Source organism: Bacillus cereus group sp. BfR-BA-01350 (genome assembly GCF_022663775.1).
Lineage (GTDB): Bacteria > Bacillota > Bacilli > Bacillales > Bacillaceae_G > Bacillus_A > Bacillus_A paranthracis.
Window position 1 is genome coordinate 494,771 of the sequence record NZ_JAKUGD010000003.1, and the last position, 18,632, is coordinate 513,402.

Here is an 18,632-nt window from a genome sequence, read left to right on the forward strand (position 1 = left end):
TAGCTAAAGTACTAACTCCATTTTTCATATCTTCTCATCAGAAATTAATTAAAGTAAAAGATGCGATTTAATAGTTAAAAGCGCAAAAAATATAGTTATCCTCTAATACAGAATAACTTTTACATTATCATCCACATTTGTTAGGTGGAATTCATCATTTATTTTATAGATTTCTACTTTATTAGTTGCAATGCTAATATTATTTATCCTAATTTTCAACTCATTTATAAGTAAAATTCCTACTACCTCAGAATTTTGATAAAAAAAATCACTTTCTATCATCACATGTACCGACTTTCTCAATGCTATTTCAGATTTAAAGTGATATAAATCGATAAAATGCCTCACAGTTCACCTTCCTCCTCTTTTTCTAATATGTAATTTTACAGAAAAACCTTAGTTAATACTAATGAAAGTTTATTCATATTTCACCGAAAATTAATTGCGCTTCACCGAAAAAGAATATTCGTATATAGAAATATATCTATTTTACACGCAGTTTCTCTTGTTCAAAGTGAAAAATTTGAATGTAAGCTCTTTTTTCTAAAACAAAAAAACGCCCCATACAAGGGGCGTCTTCCACGATTACGCTTGTTGTTGCGCGCTATATAATTCTTCAAGTGGCTTCATGATAATTTTGTTAACGTCGCCGATTACAACGTTTAGGCGTTGCTCAGTTTCCATTAATTTTGTAATTTTAGCATCTTGTTGAATGCGAACTACAACTTCTTGTGCTTGTTGGTTATCTTCTTCAGTGATTTCTTGGCCTTGCATCATTTTTTGTTGTAGGCTAAGTTGCATTGTACGGAACTCATCGAATAAGTTCTTTGAAGCTGCATCAGCTTGAACTGCTGCGTAGCTCTCTTTTAACGTTTTGAAGTCATCGTTTTCAGCGATTGCTTTTTGTAATTCATATGCTACATCATGAATGTTTTTTGTCATTTTATTTTTCCTCCTTTAGAAGGCTAGCGCTTTTCTCTCGCACTGCCTTTTACGTGCATTTACATACGCACCTCTTCTTACCATATCAAACTATGCAAGAGATGTGAAGAAATTTCACTTTTATTTGTATGTACGTATTTTATTATTTAAGAAACAACAGTAATAAACCTTGCACGATTCCAATCATACCGCCTAATAAGGCACCTAAATACGTGATCATTTTTAGTTCATTTTTTGTAATGGACAGAACTAAATCTTCTAGTCTCTCCGTTGAAAATGTAGACACTTCTTGCTGGACAATTTCTGCAAGATGTAGATTGTTTAGAATGCTCTCTACGTTTTCCGTCCCCCACTTCAAGCCTTTCGTTACTACGCCTGGAACTACCTTTTCAATAATTGTTTCCCGAACCGGCTCACATACTTGCTGCACAGATTGATTTAAAAACTTACTCACTGTTTCCTCAACTTTAACTGCAGACAATATGGAGCTTGCAATCATTTCTTTTTCTACAAACGTTTCTACTTCTTTTACATCTCTTCCTTTTAACTTTTCCCACTCTTTTTGCAGTACTTCAGTTAAAAGCTGCTTTGTGCCAGCCTGCCCTAAAAACTTAATAACCTCAGGCTGCACACGATCCACTACACTTACATTCCCTAAAAACATTCCGACTAAGTTAAGTAGCGTTCCCCTAGAAGCAAAGAAATCATCAATCATTTTTGAAAGACGTGCTTTACCTTCTTCACTCTCAAAAAACTGAGTTGCTCGCCCTAAAATAAATGCCGAAACATTTGGAATCGCATTCTCTATTTTCTCATGAACAGAATGAGGTAAAGCTTGTTCCCATGTATATGTATAGTACTCTTCTAAAAATGCCTGAATCTTTTCTGTAATCACCTGTTCGATTTTCTCAGTTGCTTCTTTTTCTACATGCGCTACGTCCCATTTTTCTAACATGTGTCGCAGTGACTGTTCATTCGTCATTACTTTATCCACTTCTACTTGTGCCCAGTGGATTAAACCTTTTTGAAACTCTTCATTCGTTAACTTCTTGCCGATTCCTTCTGGCGTTAACAAATGTTCTACAACCATTTTCCCTAATTGAACAGCAAGCTCATCGCGGCGCTTCGGAATTAATCCTGGTGTAAATGGCACTTGAAACTTCCCAATATACATAGGACGATGAGGACGAAATAACATTTTTATCGCTAAATGATTTGTAAATCCTCCAATAATTGCTCCGAGCCCTGTCGTCGTTAACATACTTAACCATATATTCATTACAATCAACCTTTCGCTTCTCCAAAACTATAGCATATCATCATACGGACAAAAGTATAATGGTATAAAAACGTATTTGCAATATATAGCTTCGCCTATTATGCCAACATTTTGTTAGTAAAGGAGTGATTTCGTTGGTTCTCGGTATTTTAACTTCTCACCCTCATTATGAGCAAACGTATTACACCGAAATCGCTAAACGCGCTCGGCTTTATCATAATGTCGTTGCCCAGTTTACGCCATTTGGTATTGATCCTAAAACAGATCTTGTTTCTGGTCTGATTTATGATACGGATACAGGAAAATGGAAAGAGCAAATATTCCCTATTCCTTCTTATATATACGATCGTTCTTCTTTTAACGAGGAAACAAACGTCGAAAAAGCAAAGTCAATTATTCGCTCATTACACACTCGTCCTTCCACTACCTTTTTAAATAACACACTCATTGACTTAAGCGAACTACATGATGTATTTCTCACGAATAAAAAATTATCTCCTTATATACCAAAATTTGAAATAGCAACGATACAAAATATTTTCAAACTGTTATTAAAAACAAAAGATATTATTATACGTCCTACTAACGCACATTCCAATGAAAGTTTGTACCGGGTCGTTTATAAAAATAAAACGTTTCATGTTGATACGATAAATGATGCCTACCATACTTCTACTCCAATTAAACGGACTGATGAATTTATATCTTGGTACAAATCTCATATACGATCAGCACGTTACATCACGCATACAATGCTGCAACCTCCAAATCAATTAACATACCCCCTCCATATTCGAACTGTTTTGCAAAAAAATAAAGAACATGAGTGGAACGTTATCGGTCAGTTTATACAAAAAAGTTCATTTCCGAATCAACTTTTACTATCGGCACCAGAGGATTCCTCGCTGCATGCATTTTCAAAAATTAAATACGTACTATCTAGTACCGGTGTACAATTATTACAAGACGCTTTACAAGACATTATAAATGAAGTGTTTCAAACGCTAGATGCATCTTATTCTTCATTATTCGAGCTAGAGCTTTCCACAATTATGGATCAAAAGGGGGCAATTTGGCTTATGTATGTCAACACGATTCCCCCGTACGAACATTACATTCGTCATAGTGACTCATTAGCAGAAAAAATATATCACGGACCATTACAATTTAGTCGCTTTACACCATAAAGAAAGGGGGTAAGTCTATTTTGAAAGAGCACATATATACGTTAAATATTTCAGATGAACATCCAAATAGTATTACTTTACCTTATATTTTTTCCATCACACCACCAATTACATCCCTTTCCTTCGGCCTACGCCATGTTGCAAGTGAAGAGGTAAAAATTCATTATTCCTTTACTCGCGAAATCATTATTGGAAAACAAATTGCAGAGAAACTTTTACTGCCTCATTCCACTACTATCCATGCATTCACTCAAAATGAAACGATTATTTTCGGGCCATTAATCGGGATTTTTACAACTGGTTTTAACGATGACGCTTCTAATCCTTTAGGGAACCGCTCAACTTCTCTTAGCGAATTACTAACGCCGCCATTCACCTTGCAACCATTTGTATTCGTTTTTGGTGTACAACATATAAACTGGGAAGACGAAACAATTGAAGGATATTTCTTTCAAGAAGAACAGTGGATAAAGAAAAAAGTACCTTTACCGAATGTCATTTACGATCGATTACCCAATCGGAAAGCCGAAAATTATAAACCGATCGTAAGAGCAAAAAGAAAACTAGAGCATGACTATTCGATTCCATGGTTTAACCCAGGTTTTTTTAATAAATGGGAAGTGCATCAACTTCTTATGAAAGATGAATCCATTATGCCGTTATTACCAAACACAGAAACATTTCAGCACTTCGAACAAGTGGAACGATTTCTCGGAACGTATAAATCCATTTATATGAAACCGATTCATGGTAGCTTCGGTAGAAACATTCATCAAATATTTTATTCCCAAACAGAGAATTGCTACTACTGTCGTTATCGTGAAAACGAAGAAAATAAACTAAGAAAGTACCAATCATTAGAAACGCTTTTGAACCATGTATTAAAAGGGCATGATTTAAAAAAATTTATTGTACAACAAGGTATTTCCTTACTTCGTTTCGATGGGCAACCTGTTGATTTCCGCATTCATACAAATAAAAACCATTTTGGCCAATGGATGGTCAGCGCAATCGTCGCAAAAATTGCTGGCAAAGGTAGCTTAACAACGCATGTAAATAGCGGTGGCGATACGAAATTGCTGCAAGAACTTTTTCCTGATTCAACGAAACAAATTCAAATTGAAAATAAATTAAAACATACAGCCTTACAAATTAGTTACGCACTCGATGAACAAGTAACCGGGAATATTGGCGAAATCGGTTTTGATATCGGTTTAGACACGCAGGAAAACCCATGGCTCTTTGAAGCAAACTCTAAACCAGGGCGAACTGTATTCCAAGATGCCAAGTTAAAAGAACAAAGTGAACTAACGCGCCAATTATTTTACGAATATGCCATCTACTTAACTGAACACTCTTTGCGCGATACAAAAGAAAAAATGTCTCAAATAAAATCAGAGACTTCCTCAAACAACGAGCATATTCCGTCTCCTATGATTCACTCACAAATACAAAAACAAAAACTTCCACCTCATTCATAAGGTGGAAGTTTTCTATTTACACAAGTTTTACTACAAACTCTGTTTCCACGTTACATACTCCGCAATAAAAAATATGATTGCAATATTCATTTGAATTATTATGTGTCAATCCATCTACTGCACTTAATAATTCTTGGTCCATATACGCACTATAATCGTCTATGTAATCTACAGCCTTCCCATAATCTTGGAGTATACTTTGGCAATTTTGACAAGAATATGTTTGTGATTCTAATGCGTTGCAAAGCGGGCAAATTCCCATCACGATTCCTCCATATAATTGTATCTAGCTACGTATAGGAGCGGCTTGCCCCGTTCTTACTTACATTTACCTCAAAATAGCAGGATACAAAAAGAAAATATATTTCATATCGCTCTTAGTTTAGCCTTCTTTCTAAAAAATACAACGATTACTCTTATTTCATAATTTACGAAATCCCTAAGTTTTTTTACAAAATTTACAAATTATTATTTCGTATATCTTTCCAGGTAACATCCATACTATGAGTACAAACTTAATTACCGATGGATTAGCGCCAAACGGGGCGATAATCTGGTTCAACTCCAGCTAGTCCAACCAAAAAATTTTTATAACTCTAAGGAGGATATATTCCTATGGCAAACCAAAATTCTTCAAATCAATTAGTAGTACCAGGAGCAACAGCTGCAATCGACCAAATGAAGTACGAAATCGCTCAAGAATTTGGTGTACAATTAGGAGCAGATTCTACAGCTCGTGCTAACGGTTCTGTTGGTGGCGAAATCACAAAACGTCTAGTTGCAATGGCTGAGCAAAGCCTTGGCGGATTCCACAAATAAATATATATGGCAAAAAGGTCTCAAGGCATATGCCTTGAGACCTTCCTTCATTTATTGCAACATTTGTAAAAACTTCTTCGTACGTTCTTCTTTTGGATTTGTAAATACATCTTCTGGTGTACCTTGTTCGACAACGACACCGCCATCCATGAAAATAACGCGGTTTGCAATTTGATGTGCAAAGCGCATTTCGTGCGTTACAATGACCATCGTCATACCTTCTTTAGCAAGTTCTTTCATGACTTTCAGAACTTCTTGAACGAGTTCAGGATCAAGTGCTGACGTCGGTTCATCAAATAGTAACACTTCCGGCTCCATCGCAAGCGCGCGTGCAATTCCAACGCGCTGTTGTTGTCCGCCTGATAATTGGAACGGATATAAGTCCACTTTATCTGCTAGACCCACTTTTTCAAGGAAATAGTTTGCTTTTTTCTTCGCTTCTTCTTTCCCCATCTTTTTCACTGTAACGAGCCCTTCCATTACATTTTGAAGTGCTGTTAAATGCGGGAATAAATTATGGTGCTGGAATACCATACCTGTTTGCGTACGAAGATTGACAATATCTTTCTTCGTTACTTTTTGAGAGAAGTTAAGCTCTTTATTACCGATACGAATATTACCAGCGTTTGGCGTTTCTAATACGTTAAGGCAACGCAGGAATGTCGTTTTACCAGATCCAGACGGCCCGATAATAACAACAACCTCGCCCTTCTCAACTGTTAAATCTATATGCTTTAGTACGGTATTATCTCCGAAACTTTTTTGTAAGTGCTGAATTGAAATCATAAAAACAAAAACTCCTTTTGTAAAAGGATTATTTTAATGTGTAGCGTTCTGAACGCTTTTCTAACATCTGTTGTACGATTGATAATAAGAAACAAATAACCCAATAAATAAGACCTGCTTCAAAATAAACAATTAAAAACTCGTAGTTCATTGCCGCAATTTCCTGCGCCTTTCGGAACATTTCTGTTACTAAAATTAACGATGCTAATGAAGTATCTTTCACTAAGCTAATAAATGTATTCGAAAGCGGCGGAATTGATACGCGCGTTGCTTGCGGTAAAATAACACGTTTTAACGCTTGCGGATATGTCATCCCAATTGTGTAAGCTGCTTCCCACTGCCCTTTCGGAATGGAAAGGATAGAAGCACGAATAATTTCAGATGCATACGCACCGACATTTAATGAAAATCCAACAACTGCTGCTGTATATGGCTCAACTTCAACATTAAGAGTTGGCAGACCATAGAAAATAATAAATAACTGTACAAGAAGTGGCGTTCCGCGAATGATAGATACATAGATACGAGCAATCCATTGTAAAATACGACTACCTGAAATACGTGCAAGCGCCGTTAACGTTGCCAGTATAAGACCGATAATAAATGTAATAAGCGTTAATGGAATTGTCGTAAAAACAGCTTCCTTCAGCATAGGCATGAAGGAAGTCTGCATAATATCTATCCAAGTAGACAATCGATCTGAAATCAATGCACTACTTAGATACATTTTCACCAAACCATTTTTTCGTTATTTTGTCATACGTACCGTCTTTTTTCATATCTTCTAACGCTTTATCTACTTCTTGTACAAGCTTAGTGCTACCTTTACGGAATAAGAATCCACTTTCTGAAGCTTCTTTTTCTGTATCTACAATTTTAATTTTCGCATCTTTTTTCGTTTCTAAATAATTTAACACTGATAATTTATCATTGATTGTGAAATCAACGCGTCCTGAAGCTAATAGTTCTGCTGCTTGGCTAAATCCTTCTACACCAACGATTTCCGCACCATTTTTCTTAGCGATATCTGCATAGTTACTTGTTAAAGATTGTGCTCCTTTTAATCCTTTTACATCAGCAAATGTAGCAGGTTTATCTTTATCTTTTGCGATAACTAATGCCGCTGAAGATGAAACATACGGTTTAGAGAAGTCATATTTCTTTTGACGGTCTTCACGAATACCAACTTCGTTTGCAACCATATCGAAACGTTTTGCATCTAAACCAGCAAGTAAGCTATCCCATTGCGTTTCTTTAAATACAGGTTTTACGCCTAAACGTTTTGCAACTTCTTCTGATAGTTCAACGTCAAATCCAGTTAATTTATTGCTTGAATCGTGGAACGTAAATGGTGGGTATGTACCTTCTGTACCAATTACAAGTTCACCGCTTTGTTTAATCTTTTGTAACGCGTCTTGACTAGCTGTATCTTTTTTCTCTTCTTTACCGCAGCCGGCTACAATCCCGATCGCTAATGTAGTTACTGCAAGCACTGAAAATAATTTCTTCATGATGGTAATCCTCCAAGTATTCTGATAGGAATTTAAAAACTATATTGATTGTATGCAATCTTGAACAATTTTTCAATGAAAATGTTCTTATTTAGTTTATCCTTTTTCTTCATAATCAAACAAAAAGGAAAAATAATGCTACATACAAAAAATAAGTAACATTTTTTAATATAGCATTTATTGTACGAAAGGTAAAATAATACTTCTTATTTAATTGCCGTGATTCACTAAAAAAAGAACTTGTGAAAATCACAAGTTCCTCCCCATACCTATTAAGCGCTCTGATTCCCTTCCATTTGCGTTTTGTACATATCGTAATAACGCCCGCGCTTTTTCATTAATTCATCATGAGACCCTTTTTCTAAAATCGTCCCTCTATCAAGCACGATAATTTGATCTGCACTTTTAATTGTTGAAAGACGGTGGGCAATAATAAATGTCGTTCTTCCTTTTTTCACAACTTCTAGCGCTTGTTGAATCATCGCCTCTGTTTCTGTATCGATACTAGATGTCGCTTCATCTAAAATTAAAATGGCTGGGTCAAAAGCGAGCGCCCTAGCAAACGATATAAGCTGACGTTCTCCGGTTGAAAGTGTACTTCCTTTCTCCGTAATTTCTTCATTTATATTGTTCGCAAATCTTTCAGCACCTACATCACGCAATGCTTTTACAATGCGCTCTTTTGAAATATTTTCATTTTCTAAATTAACATTAGATGCTACTGTTCCGCTAAATAAAAACGGATCTTGCAATACGATTCCCATATGTTCACGAGTTGCTTGTTTCGGCATCTCTTTTACATCATGACCGTCAATCGTAAGCTTTCCTTTTTCAAACTCGTAAAACTGAAAAAGTACATTCATAATGGAACTTTTTCCTGAGCCAGTATGACCGACAAGTGCGACTGTCTCGCCTTGTTTCGCTTCAAATGAAATATTTTTTAACACTTCATCTTTTCCATTATAAGAAAACGACACATTATCAAACTTCACATTTCCTTGTAAGCGAGGTATACGTTCTTCTTCTACTGCTTCCCCTTTTTCCTCTAACAATTCAAAAACACGTTCTGATGCAACGCGCGATTGTTCTAAGTTAGCAAGCTGATTCACCATATTTGTAATCGGTGAGAATAATCGTGTTAAATAATCAACGAACGCATATAGTATCCCTAGAGAAATGACGCCTGTAGCACTTAATGAAGCACCACCGAAATACCAAATCACACCTGTGAAAGCGATATTTCTTAATACACCTACTAAGTTATGAGAAGTTGCTGCATTTAAATTCAAAATTTTATTTTGATACTTAAAATAATCGCCATTTAATTCTTCAAATTCTTTTTTCGTTTCACGCTCTTGACGGAACGCTTGAATAATTGGCATCCCTTGAATGGATTCATTCACTGTTCCGTTAATATCAGATAAACGCGAACGCATTTTATGATTGTATACAGACGCGTACTTTCTATATAAAATAGCCCAAACAATTAAAATTGGGATGATGAGTAAACATAACGTCGCCAATTTTACATCAAGTAAAAATAGCGCAGCGAATATCCCAATAATATAGATGATACTTGAAACGAATGTTGCAAGCACCGTTACATATAAATCACGAATAGCCTCTGTATCATTCGTTACACGCGACACAATTTTCCCTGCTGGTAAATGATCGAAATAACGAATTGGCAACGTTTGAATATGAGAAAAGACATCTTCCCTCATAATTTGAATAATTTTGTTCGCTGCCTTCTGTAAGAAAAACTGCTTTCCGTATGCAAACAATGATACGACTACTAATAAAGCAAAATAGCCACCACCAAGTAATAATAGTCGGTTTATTTCTGGTTTATAAAACGCAAACACTTCTTCTTTCGTCAATGCTTTCGCTTTATACACTTGCACCGCCTTACCATTTTGAACGGTAATCATATCACCTTTTACAGTCCGTGACCCTTCCGCATTTACTTTATTCGGTACAAAATAATATTGAAAACCGACTTGCATCACGCGTACTTCTTTTCCTTTTTTCTCACCTTCCTGGAAGCGATCGCTTCGCTTATAAAAGGTGCCATTATACGAAACAGCCTCTTCACTCTTTTCTGTTTCATACCAAGGTTTCTCTATTCCAACGATATGATCATCAATCATCGTTTTCGCGACGAAAGGACCAGCAAGCTCTGCGATGACGAAAATAAATAACATTAGCATCGCTGCAAAAATCGTCCCTTTTACTTTCATTGCGTATTGAAACAATCGTTTTGAAACGCTCATATTTTCACCCCACTATCCGCACTTTCACTTTCTCCCTGTTGTCTTTCAAACTGTTCCGCATACCAGCCTCCCTTTTGGATAAGCTGATCATGCGTACCTTCTTCTATTACTTCTCCTTCATCCATCACGAGAATCCAATCCGCATGTTGTACGGCAGATAAACGGTGCGTCGTAATAATCGTCGTCTTTCCGCCTCTTTCTGTTCTTATATTTTCAATGATCGCTGCTTCCGTACGAGCATCAACAGCTGATAAAGAATCATCTAAAATTAATATTTCCGGATTTTGAATAACAGCTCGCGCAATCGAAATCCTTTGTTTTTGCCCTCCTGATAAAGAAACACCTTTCTCTCCGACGAGCGTTTCTAACCCTTCTGGTAAAAACTCTAAGTCTTTTTTAAACGCTGCAATTTCAATCGCTTTCTCGAGTTCCTCTTCAGTCGCTTCCCTATTTCCGAATAAAATATTTTCCCTCGCTGTTTTTGAGAATAAAATATGTTCCTGCGGTACATAACCAATCCACCCAAGCACATTTTCATTCGTCATTTTATCTAATGTCACATCAGAGACTGCAATATCTCCATCTCCAAGCGGATATTGGCGAAGAAGCTGACGTACGAGCGTCGTTTTTCCGCTTCCTGTTTTTCCAACAACCCCAAGCGTTTCCCCTTGTTTTAATGTAAACGAAACCTTTTTTAAATTTGTTTCAGTTGATGAAGGATATGAAAAGGTAACATCATCAAACTGAATATAATCCGGCTCTTGTACAAGCTTTGGATGTTTCGGATCCTTTACATCTGGTTCATACGCTAACGTTTCATTTACACGGTCGAGTGACGCATTTCCTCTTTGCATAACATTAATTAATTCCCCAATTGCAAACATCGGCCAAATCATCATCCCTAAATACACGTTAAAGGACACAAGTTCACCAAGTGTCACCTTTGATTGGAATACAAGATATGCGCCATACACTAAACCAATTAAATAACTAAGACCGACAAGCATTTTCACAGTTGGCTGGAATAGTGCATCAATTCGAGCTACTTTCATATTCTTTTCGTAGACGTCATCTCCTAAATGATGAAATCTTTCCTGATCTGCATTCTCTTGTACATACGCACGAATAACACGCACGCCCGCAATCGATTCTAATACTTTATCGTTCATATCACCGAACGCATCTTGCGCAACTGTAAATCTTTCATGCAATTTCTTTCCATATATATTCATCGCATACGCCATAATTGGAAGCGGTATAAGCGCCGCAAATGTAAGCTCCCAACTAATTGTAAATCCCATCATAAAGACAATCGTAAGCATATATAAACTCGAATCAACGAGCGTTAATATACCGAAACCAGCTGTCATAGCGATTGCTTTTAAATCATTTGTCGCTCTCGCCATTAAATCACCAGTACGATTTTTTTGATAAAACGTCGGCGTCATTTTAAGTAAATGTCCCATAAATTTAGAACGCATCGTCTTCTCTAGTACGAATGCTCCGCCAAACAGTTGATGTTGCCATACGAAAGTAAGACCATATCCAATGATTGTAACTCCTATTAAAATAAGAATAGACTGTATAATAGCTTCGTTCGATAACGTTCCTGTTTTTATATTATCTATCGTAACCCCTAACACTTTCGGGGGGATAACTTCCACTATATTCACAATTAAAAGAGCTCCAATGGCGATACTATATCTCTTCCAGTGCTCCTTAAAAAACCACTTTAACTTTAGTAATACTGAAAACAATGTAATCTCTCCCTTCTCGTTCTCGTTTATCTCTCATTTCTTTATCCGCTATCCAGACCCATTACATTTACATTTCGTAACCCATACAATCTCATCACATTTTTCCACCTTCCAAAGTTTTATTTAGTAACATGGAAAATAAACAAAAAAAAGCATACCGCCGCTTGACGATATGCACAAAAATGCATAAAAGCGTACGTTACGATATACGCAACGTACGCTTTTTATAAGACAAAAATGCCCTATATATCCGCACGGGTTGCGTAATGATATAAATGTTTTCTGCCATTTAACAGAGCTAAACCCATTACATTTACGATTACAATCATTACGCACACCCCCTTCATTTATTTTCCATTTATAATCTTATAACTTTATTGAGTATTCTGTCAATTATTTTTTTTACAAATTGAATAAAAATATATGATCCATCATTTCGAAATAAGGGAATGTTCTGTAAGAAAGGGTATACAAAATAAAAACTTCATAAGAAATCGTTTTCACAAATATTTCATTTGAAAAATGTTATCAAACCCCATACAATCACCTTATACTCACTCTTACAAGTTGCTATTTTAGGAGGACTAATCATGACAACTAGCAATACGTACAAATTTTATTTAAATGGAGAATGGAGAGAAAGCTCTTCAGGAGAAACAATCGAAATTCCATCTCCATACTTACACGAAGTAATTGGACAAGTACAAGCAATTACTCGCGGAGAAGTAGATGAAGCAATTGCATCTGCAAAGGAAGCTCAAAAATCATGGGCTGAAGCTTCTCTACAAGATCGCGCAAAGTATTTATATAAATGGGCTGATGAGCTCGTAAATATGCAAGATGAAATTGCCGATATCATTATGAAAGAAGTCGGTAAAGGATATAAAGATGCGAAGAAAGAAGTTGTTCGTACAGCTGATTTCATTCGTTATACGATCGAAGAAGCTTTACATATGCACGGAGAAAGCATGATGGGCGATAGCTTCCCGGGCGGTACAAAATCAAAACTTGCGATCATCCAACGCGCACCACTTGGTGTTGTATTAGCAATCGCACCATTTAACTACCCAGTAAACTTATCTGCTGCAAAACTTGCACCAGCATTAATTATGGGTAACGCTGTTATTTTCAAACCAGCCACTCAAGGTGCAATTAGTGGTATTAAAATGGTTGAAGCACTTCATAAAGCTGGCCTTCCAAAAGGTCTTGTAAACGTAGCGACAGGACGTGGTTCTGTAATTGGTGACTACTTAGTAGAACACGAAGGCATCAATATGGTATCGTTCACAGGTGGTACAAACACAGGTAAACATTTAGCGAAAAAAGCTTCAATGATTCCACTTGTATTAGAACTTGGTGGTAAAGATCCTGGTATCGTTCGTGAAGATGCTGACTTACAAGATGCTGCAAACCATATCGTAAGCGGTGCATTCTCTTACTCTGGTCAACGTTGTACAGCTATTAAACGTGTACTTGTACACGAAAACGTAGCAGACGAGCTTGTTGGCTTATTAAAAGAGCAAGTAGCTAAACTATCAGTTGGATCTCCAGAACAAGACAGCACAATCGTTCCATTAATCGACGATAAGTCTGCTGACTTCGTTCAAGGCTTAGTTGACGACGCTGTAGAAAAAGGTGCTACAATCGTTATCGGTAACAAACGTGAGCGTAACTTAATTTACCCAACATTAATCGACCACGTAACTGAAGAAATGAAAGTTGCTTGGGAAGAGCCTTTTGGCCCAATCCTTCCAATCATCCGTGTTTCTTCAGATGAGCAAGCAATTGAAATTGCTAACAAATCAGAGTTCGGTCTGCAAGCAAGTGTCTTCACTAAAGACATTAACAAAGCATTTGCAATTGCTAACAAAATCGAAACTGGTTCTGTTCAAATTAACGGACGCACAGAGCGCGGTCCTGACCACTTCCCATTCATCGGTGTAAAAGGTTCAGGTATGGGCGCACAAGGTATCCGTAAGAGCCTTGAGTCTATGACACGTGAAAAAGTAACTGTATTAAACTTAGTTTAATCTTATACAAAGAAGCTGATCTAATTTTAGGTCAGCTTCTTTTCTATATAGATACTTCCCAAAAACGAAGTATTTCGTTCTACTTCCGATTTGGTTTTCCAAATCGAACTAAAACATGCCATAATAATTTTAATTCCTGAAGCACTTCTTCATAAGTTCCACGATCACTCCAAGATAATGGATTGCGTTTCAAATCCGCTACAGCAGAACCGATTATATTTGCATCGATACAATGATTCCGTGCAATGCGTCTTGCTAAAGATGGCATTTTTGAACCTCTAAAATCCATTGGAACGTCGTCTACCATAAGTACAAAACCTGTATGCCAATACAAATCAATAGCATACTTCAGGCAAATTTCTTCTAAAGTTCTTCCTACATCCGTACCCTTAATTGAAATGACCTTAATCCTTTCAATTAAAAGTGCATTTTTTCCTTCTTATGCAACTAACCTAATTTATTAAACAAAAAGTACTTTCATACAGTCTAATTACAGATGCGAGCATTCTTTACGGGTAAATCCACACATTCTACAGAAATGTGATATCCTAGCCAACGCTCAGCAATATGTTCAAATGATAAGGCAGAGCCTGTTGTAAAAAATCGATGCTCAGGATTCAGATTGTCAGACAAAATTCCTTTATGCTGTAAAATTGTGCTTAACTCTATCGCTGTTTCTTCCGCAGAGCTAATAATCGTTACATCTTCCCCTAGTTCCTTTTTAATATAGGACTCTAAAAGTGGATAATGCGTACATCCGAGAATTAGCGTATCTATATTTTCTTTCATTAATGGCAGTAAAGCTTGTTTCACTTGCTCGGTTACATATGCTGTATCTTCTAATTGATTTTCTACAACTGTAGCTAAAGTCGGGCACGCGTGACTATGCACTTTCAAATATGTATCAAGCTCATGCAATGCTTTTTCGTACATATTAGATTTTATCGTACCTACAGTTCCAATTACTCCGATTTCCCCTTTCTTCGTCACTTTAATAGCCGCTCTCGCTCCCGGATGTATAACGCCAATAACCGGAATAGAAAGTGCTTCTTGCAACGCAGCCAATGCAGCAGCTGCAGCAGTATTACATGCTACAACTAGAGCTTTTAACGGAAACTGTTTAAGGAACTCAACCATTTCAAATACGAAAGATTGTACCTCTTCTACACTTCTTGGCCCATACGGACAACGCTCATTATCACCAATATAATAAATGCTCTCTTTAGGCAATTGTCTTATAATTTCGCTCGCAACTGTTAATCCCCCAACTCCCGAATCTAACACACCTATTACTGAATGTTTATGACATACAGCCATATACTTCATCCCCTTTTCAATCATCTAGCGCCAACAACATTTATTATATTATGAAAATTCAATATTACATAATAATCCCTCTTACTTTTAATCACAAACTCTTCTCTATAATCTGATTATTACTATATCCATTGACGTATAAAAATTCATTTGTTACTCTTAAATACGTTAAATTAATATTTAAATCCTCATTCGTATCTCGGTGAGGTAGAGGTTGCAATCATTAAGAGTATCATTTCAGGAGATGTAGTGGCATTGATGAAAGAATGAGAAAGGAATGATTGCCGAAGTAAGCCCGTGTCCACCATGCACGCTTGCTGGGTCTGCATTTAATAAGTGCAGAACTGTCACAAACGTTTCGTTTGTGGAGAGCTATCGAGAGGTATGTCGTGGGTTTCTTATAAGATAGAAAGCATGTAGCGGCAAATTACGTGCTTTTTTTGTTTTGTTTGGAACTTCTCTTCCTGACTCAGGAAGACATACATATCTCCTCGCTTGACTTGGTTATACTAACTTTGGAGGTATTTTCTATGCAACAAAAAAAATGGGGCTTTTGGGTACTCACAGCTTTCGTTGTCGGTAATATGGTTGGCGCTGGGATTTTCATGGTGCCAAGTACGTTGGCACAAACAGCAAGCCCTCTCGGTGTCACTTTAGCTTGGTTAACAACAGGGTTTGGTGTTTTAATGCTAGCTCTTGTTTTCGGTAATTTAGCAATTCGTCGTCCTGATTTAACGACAGGACCACAAAGTCATGCATATGCTTTATTCTCAACACCAAAAAAGAAAAAAATGGCTGGTTTCAGTATGGTATGGGGATATTGGGTTGCAAACTGGGCAAGTAACGTTGCCATCATTACATCATTTGCGGGATATTTATCACTCTTCTTCCCAATTATGAAAGATACACGACTACTATTTTCAATCGGTTCGTTTAACGTAGAAGTCGGAAAACTAATTACATTTACGATTTGTTCCATCTTACTTTGGGGAACTCATATTATATTAACAAACGGTGTAAGCGGAGCTGGAAAGCTAAACTTCTTAGCAACAACAACGAAAGTAACTGGATTCCTATTATTCATCGTCGTTACGTTATTTGCATTCGAAGCTTCTAAGTTTGGACAATGGTACACACCGATGATCGATAAATCAGGTGTATCACACGGCCTTCTTTCACAAGTAAATTTAGCTGCTCTTACAACGCTTTGGGCATTTATCGGAATTGAATCAGCCGTTCTTTTATCAAACCGTGCTGTTTCTCCAAAAACAGTAAAACGCGCAACAGTTGCTGGATTACTTATTACAGTTGCGATTTACTTAGGAATTACAATTTTAACAATGGGTGTACTTCACGTTGATACATTACAAGCCTCAGAACGTCCGTTAGCAGATGCATTAAATGCTGCAATGGGTCACGGCGGCGGGAAACTGATGGCATTACTTGCTCTTACTTCCCTCTTCGGTTCCATCTTAGGCTGGATTTTATTAAGCTCAGAAGTACCGTATCAAGCAGCAAAAGAAGGTTTCTTCCCTTCCTTCTTCGCAAAAACAAACAAAAAAGGAAGTCCAATTTATTCATTACGATTAACAAACATTATGTCGCAAGTGTTCTTATTCTCAACATTATCAGGAACAATTGCGGAAGCTTATACATTCGTTATTACCGTATCAACACTCGCCTATCTCATTCCATATCTCGTTTCACCAATCTTCCAGTTAAAACTAGTCGCTACTGGTGAGACGTATAAAAATGAAATGCGGGCAAGAATTACAGATGGTATAGTCGCAGTAATTGCACTTTGCTACGCACTATGGGTTATTAAAACAGGCGCAGCCGATATAAAAACGTTCCTTCTCGGAATTGGTTTATTCGTAATCGGCTTTGCTTTCTATCCATTAATGAATCGTGATCAGAAAAAAAATAACGAAAAGAAAAACGGGCAAGTTGCATAACGCAATTTGCTCGTTTTTTCTTTTCTAAAAACATATATAATAGAACAAAGAGGTGAAAAACATGTCAATCGAATCACTATGGAGCAGCCGTTTCCAACAACATATGCAAAATATCATTACATACTTTGCACGTATGATTAACGGTTTACTATATAGCTTTATCTTTATTTCATGCGTTGGCGCATACTACTATGCTCAGTTTCTAAAAGCAGCTCCTTCTAAAGGAATATCTTTACTACTCATCACGATTGTACTTACATTCATTATAACGAGATGCCCTATCCGTACATTTATTCAAAAACCTGACGCTGTCTATTTACTAGCACTAGAAGAGAAATTAACATCTTATTTCAAAAAATCTCTTCTATATAATTACATCATTCAGCTTTTCCCATTATTATTTACGTTCCTTATTCTCGTTCCACTTGCACTGCAATCATTACAATTAACTGTACCTTTCTTATGTACAATCTTTATCGTTTTAATGGTTACGAAAGCTTGGAACATATACATACATTGGATGTGGCGTGATAGTCACGAAAAAAATATATGGCTGATTATTCGTATTGCTTGTAACGCCCTAGTCATTTATATGCTGTTTTATGTAGCAAATGTTCTCATATTAGGTGGATTACTCTTACTACTTGCTTTCCTACTTCTTTATACGAAAAAACAGCCTACAAAACGAATACCGTGGGATTACATAATCGAGCAAGAAGAAAAAATGAACGTTCGTTTTTATCAATTTGCTAGCATCTTCACTGATGTTCCGCAACTAAATAAGCAAGTAAATAAAAGAAAATGGCTTACAACTTGGATTGAACCTTTATTACATAAAAAACGAGCAACTTTCTTCTATTTACATACACTCGCATTTTTACGCGGGAATGATTATTTCGGTATATATATTCGCTTAGGGTTGATCGGTGCCTTCGCCTTATATTTTATACCAAACATATACGTAAAAGGCGCCATCGCATATATCGTCCTATATATGATTTCTATGCAGCTCCGTTCCCTATGGAAATATTTTTCGGGAAATATTATTGTAGCATTATATCCAATTGATACTGAAAAACGAATGAATCAATTTCTTCACTTAATCTTTATATTGCTAAGCATTCAACTTGTTGTATTTTCAATTGTTATACTCATTGCTACTGTACAATTTTTACATAGCCTTATCATTATGATTATCGGGTTACTTTGGATCAAATTTATTATTGTACCAAAAACGAAGCAACGTGTTTCTTCGTTTTAACGAAAAGAGTTATCTTAAAAGCCAAGGAGAAAAT

The 18,632-nt window shown here is 36.6% G+C and carries 16 protein-coding genes, 1 pseudogene and 1 riboswitch; of the genes and pseudogenes, 6 read left to right on the forward strand and 11 right to left on the reverse strand.

Features of this window, described 5'->3' with window-relative positions; all coding sequences use genetic code 11:
• Positions 1-102: 102 nt before the first annotated feature.
• From MR147_RS10235 to MR147_RS10245, 3 genes are all read right to left on the reverse strand, one after another.
• Positions 103-348: a hypothetical protein gene (locus MR147_RS10235; RefSeq protein ID WP_048558033.1), complete on the reverse strand. Its 246-nt coding sequence runs from the start codon at positions 346-348 to the stop codon at positions 103-105.
• Between the two features lie 237 nt (positions 349-585).
• Positions 586-942, reverse strand: a complete 357-nt coding sequence (locus tag MR147_RS10240; protein WP_000164606.1) for a YlbF/YmcA family competence regulator — start codon at positions 940-942, stop codon at positions 586-588.
• Between the two features lie 142 nt (positions 943-1,084).
• On the reverse strand, positions 1,085-2,221 hold the full coding sequence (locus MR147_RS10245; RefSeq protein WP_242304064.1) for a DUF445 domain-containing protein: 1,137 nt from the start codon (positions 2,219-2,221) through the stop codon (positions 1,085-1,087).
• Positions 2,222-2,355: 134 nt separating this feature from the next.
• Here MR147_RS10245 and MR147_RS10250 point away from each other — a divergent pair, with 134 nt between their 5' ends.
• Together MR147_RS10250 and MR147_RS10255 are read left to right on the forward strand one after the other, a co-directional pair.
• Entirely contained in the window at positions 2,356-3,408 is a 1,053-nt protein-coding gene (locus MR147_RS10250) for a YheC/YheD family protein (protein ID WP_074609029.1), read from the forward strand.
• A gap of 20 nt (positions 3,409-3,428) precedes the next feature.
• The gene (locus MR147_RS10255) at positions 3,429-4,889 is read left to right on the forward strand and encodes a YheC/YheD family endospore coat-associated protein (protein WP_074609028.1); all 1,461 of its coding nucleotides are present in this window, start codon (positions 3,429-3,431) and stop codon (positions 4,887-4,889) included.
• Positions 4,890-4,905: 16 nt separating this feature from the next.
• On the opposite strand, the gene MR147_RS10260 is transcribed toward MR147_RS10255, so the two are convergent.
• Positions 4,906-5,151, reverse strand: coding sequence for a hypothetical protein (locus MR147_RS10260; RefSeq protein ID WP_000510467.1), 246 nt, complete (start codon positions 5,149-5,151; stop codon positions 4,906-4,908).
• A gap of 353 nt (positions 5,152-5,504) precedes the next feature.
• Between MR147_RS10260 and sasP the strand changes: the two genes are divergently transcribed.
• Positions 5,505-5,708, forward strand: coding sequence for a small acid-soluble spore protein, SasP family (gene sasP, locus MR147_RS10265; protein WP_000013338.1), 204 nt, complete (start codon positions 5,505-5,507; stop codon positions 5,706-5,708).
• Positions 5,709-5,759: 51 nt separating this feature from the next.
• Here the strand turns inward: sasP and MR147_RS10270 are convergent, their stop codons facing one another.
• The 5 genes from MR147_RS10270 to MR147_RS10290 all read right to left on the reverse strand — a co-directional run bounded on the left by MR147_RS10270 (position 5,760) and on the right by MR147_RS10290 (position 12,035).
• Positions 5,760-6,494: an amino acid ABC transporter ATP-binding protein gene (locus MR147_RS10270; protein ID WP_000623609.1), complete on the reverse strand. Its 735-nt coding sequence runs from the start codon at positions 6,492-6,494 to the stop codon at positions 5,760-5,762.
• Between the two features lie 28 nt (positions 6,495-6,522).
• Entirely contained in the window at positions 6,523-7,221 is a 699-nt protein-coding gene (locus MR147_RS10275; protein WP_000281494.1) for an amino acid ABC transporter permease, read from the reverse strand.
• Positions 7,208-8,005 (reverse strand): amino acid ABC transporter substrate-binding protein, encoded by a 798-nt coding sequence (locus tag MR147_RS10280; RefSeq protein WP_000732860.1) that lies wholly within the window; start codon positions 8,003-8,005, stop codon positions 7,208-7,210. Before MR147_RS10280 ends, MR147_RS10275 begins: the two co-directional genes overlap by 14 nt.
• 272 nt (positions 8,006-8,277) lie before the next feature.
• Positions 8,278-10,278 carry an ABC transporter ATP-binding protein gene (locus MR147_RS10285; protein ID WP_074609025.1) on the reverse strand — a complete coding sequence of 667 codons (2,001 nt, stop codon included), beginning with the start codon at positions 10,276-10,278 and terminating at the stop codon, positions 8,278-8,280.
• A complete protein-coding gene (locus tag MR147_RS10290) occupies positions 10,275-12,035 on the reverse strand; it encodes an ABC transporter ATP-binding protein (RefSeq protein WP_242304065.1) in 1,761 nt (586 codons plus the stop codon). The genes MR147_RS10285 and MR147_RS10290 overlap by 4 nt, the downstream gene beginning before the upstream one ends.
• 590 nt (positions 12,036-12,625) lie before the next feature.
• On the opposite strand from MR147_RS10290, the gene gapN reads away from it, so the two are divergent.
• Positions 12,626-14,065, forward strand: a complete 1,440-nt coding sequence (gene gapN / locus MR147_RS10295) for an NADP-dependent glyceraldehyde-3-phosphate dehydrogenase (RefSeq protein WP_000213631.1) — start codon at positions 12,626-12,628, stop codon at positions 14,063-14,065.
• A gap of 79 nt (positions 14,066-14,144) precedes the next feature.
• Here the strand turns inward: gapN and MR147_RS10300 are convergent.
• Positions 14,145-14,462: pseudogene (locus tag MR147_RS10300) on the reverse strand (DUF3626 domain-containing protein); the annotation flags it as partial.
• Between the two features lie 89 nt (positions 14,463-14,551).
• Positions 14,552-15,382: a glutamate racemase gene (gene racE / locus MR147_RS10305; protein ID WP_074609018.1), complete on the reverse strand. Its 831-nt coding sequence runs from the start codon at positions 15,380-15,382 to the stop codon at positions 14,552-14,554.
• A 200-nt stretch (positions 15,383-15,582) separates the two neighbouring features.
• Positions 15,583-15,765: riboswitch (Lysine riboswitch) on the forward strand.
• Positions 15,766-15,912: 147 nt separating this feature from the next.
• Here racE and MR147_RS10310 point away from each other — a divergent pair.
• The gene (locus tag MR147_RS10310) at positions 15,913-17,337 is read left to right on the forward strand and encodes an amino acid permease (protein WP_074609016.1); all 1,425 of its coding nucleotides are present in this window, start codon (positions 15,913-15,915) and stop codon (positions 17,335-17,337) included.
• A gap of 61 nt (positions 17,338-17,398) precedes the next feature.
• Positions 17,399-18,598, forward strand: coding sequence for an ABC transporter permease (locus tag MR147_RS10315; protein WP_074609014.1), 1,200 nt, complete (start codon positions 17,399-17,401; stop codon positions 18,596-18,598).
• Positions 18,599-18,632: the final 34 nt, after the last annotated feature.